This window comes from Zhongshania sp. (assembly GCF_041623545.1).
Classification (GTDB): Bacteria; Pseudomonadota; Gammaproteobacteria; order Pseudomonadales; family Spongiibacteraceae; genus Spongiibacter.
In genome coordinates this window covers 1-5345 of record NZ_JBFJWS010000225.1, presented here as the reverse complement: position 1 = coordinate 5345, position 5345 = coordinate 1, and the positions used below count along the sequence as shown (strand labels likewise).

The 5345-nt window shown below is 52.1% G+C and carries 4 protein-coding genes; 2 read left to right on the top strand and 2 right to left on the bottom strand.

The window, feature by feature from the left end:
• The first annotated feature begins 59 nt into the window (after positions 1-59).
• Complete coding sequence (gene parC / locus ABYT30_RS15080; RefSeq protein ID WP_373097345.1) at positions 60-2318, top strand: DNA topoisomerase IV subunit A; 2259 nt, start codon at positions 60-62, stop codon at positions 2316-2318.
• On the opposite strand, the gene ABYT30_RS15075 is transcribed toward parC, so the two are convergent.
• A complete protein-coding gene (locus ABYT30_RS15075) occupies positions 2311-3525 on the bottom strand; it encodes a hypothetical protein (RefSeq protein ID WP_373081122.1) in 1215 nt (404 codons plus the stop codon). The genes parC and ABYT30_RS15075 overlap by 8 nt on opposite strands.
• 119 nt (positions 3526-3644) lie before the next feature.
• Here ABYT30_RS15075 and serB point away from each other — a divergent pair, with 119 nt between their 5' ends.
• Positions 3645-4856, top strand: a complete 1212-nt coding sequence (gene serB / locus ABYT30_RS15070; protein WP_373081120.1) for a phosphoserine phosphatase SerB — start codon at positions 3645-3647, stop codon at positions 4854-4856.
• Positions 4857-4877: 21 nt separating this feature from the next.
• Here serB and ABYT30_RS15065 read toward each other — a convergent pair.
• The coding region (locus tag ABYT30_RS15065) for an EAL domain-containing protein (protein ID WP_373097344.1) at positions 4878-5345 on the bottom strand (468 nt) is incomplete at its 5' end.

The window sequence follows — 5345 nt, the reverse complement described above, 5'->3', positions numbered from 1 at the left end:
GGAGTCAATTGAGTGTGGAAAGGCCCTAGAATCATTGTTTAAGGATTAAATAGCACCGTATGTCGGATACTATCGTGATTGGCGCTGACGGCGTCGAACAAATGCCATTAAAGACGTACACCGAGAAGGCCTACTTGGATTACTCGATGTACGTCATCCTAGATCGCGCTCTGCCCAATATCGCCGATGGCTTAAAGCCAGTGCAGCGTAGGATTGTCTACGCCATGAGTGAACTGGGGCTCAAGGCGAACGCCAAGTACAAGAAGTCGGCGCGTACTGTTGGCGATGTTATTGGTAAATTCCACCCCCACGGCGACAGCGCGGTTTATGAGGCGATGGTGTTGATGTCCCAGGACTTCTCCTACCGTTACCCGCTAATCGATGGCCAGGGTAACTGGGGGTCACCAGACGATCCGAAATCCTTCGCAGCAATGCGTTATACCGAGTCTAAGCTCACTAAATACGCCGAAGTATTACTCAGTGAATTGGGGCAGGGTACAGTCGATTGGGTGCCAAATTTTGACGGCGCCATGGACGAGCCGTCAACCATGCCTGCGCGGGTGCCAAATATCCTGCTCAACGGCACAACTGGTATAGCGGTGGGGATGGCTACGGATATCCCACCGCACAATTTGCGGGAGGTGGTTAGCGCTTGTATTCATTTGTTAGATGCGCCAAATGCGTCGGTCGCGGAGCTGTGCGAGCATGTTAAGGGCCCTGACTTCCCCACCGATGCTGAAATTATTACGCCTCCGGAAGATCTTCGTAAAATATACGAAACCGGTCGCGGCTCCCTGCGGATGCGCGCGCTCTGGCTTGAAGAGGGCGATGATATTGTTATCACCTCGCTACCGCACCAGACTTCCGGTTCCAAGGTGCTAGAGCAAATCGCTGCGCAGATGCAGGCTAAGAAGCTGCCGATGGTAGTGGATTTGCGTGATGAATCTGATCACGAGAATCCCACGCGTCTGGTGATTATTCCCCGTTCAAATCGGGTGGACGCCCAGGCGGTAATGAATCACTTGTTCGCGACAACGGACCTAGAGCGTAGCTACCGGGTCAATATGAATATGATCGGCCTTGACGGTCGGCCGCAGGTGAAGAGTCTCGATAAAATTCTTAACGAGTGGTTGGAAATTCGTACCAACACCACTCGCCGCCGTCTTGAGTTCCGATTGGACAAGGTGCTTAAACGCTTACATATCCTTGACGCCTTATTAATCGCGTTTTTGAATATAGATGAAGTTATCGCGATTATTCGCGAAGAGGACCAACCCAAGCCCGTATTGATGGCGCGCTTTGGCTTGACCGATACTCAAGCCGAAGCCGTTTTAGAATTGAAATTGCGGCATTTGGCCAAGCTCGAAGAAATGAAAATTCGCGGCGAGCAAGACGAGTTGGCGAAGGAGCGAGATTCCCTCGAGCAAACACTGGGTTCTGCTCGGCGCATGAAGACCTTGGTGCGCAAGGAATTGCTGGCGGTTGCTGAGGAATTTGGCGACGATCGGCGTTCACCGCTCGTGGTGCGCAGCGAGGCCAAGGCGTTTTTGGAAGAAGATATTGTCTCTGCCGAGCCAGTCACCGTAGTGTTGTCAGAAATGGGTTGGATTCGCGCCGGTAAGGGCCACGACATCGACCCGGTGAGTTTGAATTACAAGTCTGGTGACCGTTATAAGTTGGTGGCGCGGGGACGCAGCAATCAACCGGTGATCATTCTCGACAGCACGGGCCGCAGTTATACAGTAGCAGCCCATACCTTGCCGTCGGCGCGGGGGCAGGGTGAGCCGCTGACTGGCCGAATTAATCCCCCGTCAGGTGTGAGCTTTACCGGCATGATGATGGGCAGTGACGAGGGGTATTATTTGTTGGCCTCGGATGCCGGTTATGGCTTTATTGCTAAATTGGCCGAGCTGCAGAGTAAAAACAAGGCGGGCAAGGCGGCCTTAACCCTGCCAAATGGCGCGAAGGTGTTGGCGCCAATTAGCATTGCAGATCTAGAAAGTAGCTATGTGGTAGCGGTAACGACGGAAGGTCGTATGTTGATCTTCCCGGCGGGAGAGTTACCTGTTATGCCCCGTGGCAAGGGTAATAAGATGATCGGTATTCCGTCGGCGCGCCTAGCCAGTCGCGAAGAGTATGTGACAGCGGTAGCGATTTTTGGCGAAAAGGACGTTTTGAAAGTGATCTCCGGCAAACGTCATTTATCCCTGAAGTTTGCCGAGCTAGAGCACTATGTGGGTGAACGTGGCCGCCGTGGCCATAAACTGCCTCGCGGATTCCAGAAAGTCGATGCCTTAGAGACCATTAGCCCTAGTTAATAGGGCTGTCTTCTTGCTGCCGCAAACGGTCTTGCTTGAAGGATTCCAAACTCAGCTTTTTAAGCTGAGTTTGCTGGCGCTCAAGCAGTTCGTTATACGGCGATTTCATGCCAATCACCTGATTTCCCCTAAAGTCGCCCCAGGCCTCAATTCGCTCATGCCGTCGGCTGCTTTCATCCAGCCAAGTCCCTTTGCCTTCGCTTGTGGCGCTGTGTAATTGATTGATCGCGGCACACTCCAGTGCAGCGCATTCCCAGTGATCTCCTTCGCCAAGAATATGGGCAATGCCGGCACGGCTGCGCAGAATTTTGTCGAGCTTTTGAAATAGCTCGGCGCAACACAGTGCGCGAAATAGTGGGTGGTCGGTGTCAGGCACTTCGAAAAAACGCAGGCTGATGGCGTTGTGGCGGTGTACCACAATATCGGCATGGTAGAGGCGAGCGATGGCTTCGCCCCGGGCATAGCTGGTACGCAGGTGATCGCGAAAACTATCGGGCGCCATTTGCGCTTGGAGTGCGTCGTAAGATTGCCAGTGACAATGCAAAACGTAGTAATCTTTAAAGCGATTTTTACCGAGTTTACTCAGACGTATTTGGGGTTTGTGAATTTCTTCTAGAAGTTTACCTAAGCTGTCGCTGCCACGATAAGGGCAGTCATCATTGCGCAGAGGCTGGGCAAGTCGGGCTCTCGCCAGCTCTAGGATTTCTTCTATGCGGCGCAGGGGGACCGCGACAATGGCGTAGCTAAAGCAGGCGAGCAAGCCCGTTAGAATCAGTAAGGTTTTCCCTAAATCGCGGATTTCATCGCCAATCAATTCCCGGCTCAAAGATAGCTTTACTAAGCCTAGGCGCCCGTCAGCAGCGACCTGGGCTTCGTAGTTGAGGTTTTCTTGCCGCCAGTGCCCGGCCTCGGCCACCGCCTCATCGCGTGCATTTGAAATACTACCGTAGACGATCAGCGGGCTATTAATGTAATCCTGCAAAATAGCCTGCAAACTGACTTTGTCATTGCGTAAAAGGGCTTGCTGGCTTTGCGAGGCGAGTTGATTAGTCCACTGCTGGCCAATCATGCGGGTGGTTTCCAGCAGTATTTGCTTGCTGGCGGTCATGCTGGTCAGTAATAGTGTAAGGCCAGCGAGCGCGCAAATGAGCGCGGTAATTAATCCGCACTTGGCGGACAAGGGGAGCTTTAGGAGCTGCTTTAGCATTTACTGTCATTCCATCCGGAATTAGAGGTTTTATTGGTATTGCGAGTATATCAAGGCTCGCAGCACTTGGGTGGAATCACATCAACCGCTACAATACGCGGATTACCGTAGGGGGTGGTGTGAACGAAATCATGTTGATCAATATTGCCGGAGATGATCGTCCGGGGGTGACCAGTAGCATTACCGGTATTCTAGCTGACCACGGGGTGAATATCCTCGATATTGGGCAAGCGGTAATACACGATAATCTCGCGCTGGGTTTACTGGTGGAAGTACCTGCCACTGCGGAAGCGGCAAGTATTTTAAAAGATATTCTGTTTCGCACCCATGAAATGCAAATGCAGGTGCGATTTTTACCTGTTAGTCCCGAGAGCTATAATCAATGGGTGACAGGGCAGGGCAAACAGCGCCACATAGTGACCTTGTTGGCGCGTAAAATCACTGGCCGGCACATTGCTAGTGTCACCGACATTGTGTCGCGTTATGAACTCAATATCGATCGCATTGACCGCTTGTCTGGTCGAGTACCTTTAGAGGGGGTTGCTCAGCAGTCAAAGGCCTGTGTTGAGCTGTCAGTGCGGGGTAATCTGCTTGACGCCTCAGACTTCCGCCGGGAACTGCTGCATTTGGCCAGCGAGCTGGATATTGATATTGCCTACCAAGAGGACAATATGTTCCGGCGGACGCGACGTTTGGTGGCCTTTGATATGGACTCAACGCTGATTGAGGCCGAAGTCATCGACGAACTCGCGAAAGCGGCGGGCGTTGGCGAGCAGGTAGCTGAAATTACCGAGCGAGCGATGCGTGGCGAAATTGATTTTACTGAGAGCTTTAAGGCGCGAGTTGCGTTGTTGAAAGGATTGGACGAGTCAGTACTGGACGGTATTGCGGCAAGTTTAAAGATTACCGAGGGGGCCGAAAAACTCGTGTCTACCCTGAAGCAGCTGGGTTATAAAACTGCGATATTATCTGGTGGTTTTAGCTACTTTGGTCAATACCTGCAGCAAAAGCTGGGTATCGATTATGTTTACGCCAATGAACTGGTCATCCGTGACGGTCAGGTGACCGGAGAAGTCGAGGGTGTTGTCGTTGATGGTAAGCGCAAGGCGGAGCTATTGCGCGAAATTGCCCAGCGCGAAGGCTTGAATTTAGAGCAGGTAATAGCGGTCGGCGACGGGGCAAACGATTTACCAATGTTGAGCATTGCTGGTTTGGGTATTGCGTTTCGGGCTAAGCCCATTGTGAGAGAAAACGCTAAGCAATCCATCTCCACCTTGGGGTTGGACGGTATTCTTTACCTCCTCGGTATCAGTGATCGCCATACCAATTGAGGGTATGACGTGCTGAGCATGTTAGTTAAACGAGGCAAACTCGTAGCTCATGCTCGGCATGGGGTCGTTGACATAGCTGCCCTGAATGAAGTCAGGTCCTAATTGCCAGAGCATGGCGAGGGTGGCGGCGCTGCCGACATTGGGTATCAATACTCGGCTTTTCAGCACTTTCGCTTGGGCGACGATATCTTTAATTTGCTCATTGCTCGGCGTGTCGGTTTTTCTAAAGCCAGGCTTAACTAAGTGCGGCTGAATGTGTGATAAAAACTTATTGCCCTTTTTGGCGCGGCCGAAGTTGCGCACGCTGAGTGCGGAGCCCATTTTTTGCAGTTGCTGAGCAAAGTTCAGGGCCGGCTTTAATGCGTTGGCGATACTCTCTTCATTGAACTGCAATATCACCGATGACGGTGGCAGTCCCGCGGCCTTAAATGCCACGCTGAGCCAAGAGCAAAATTCTGGGTCGTGAAATACATTGCCACTGAGGTTGAT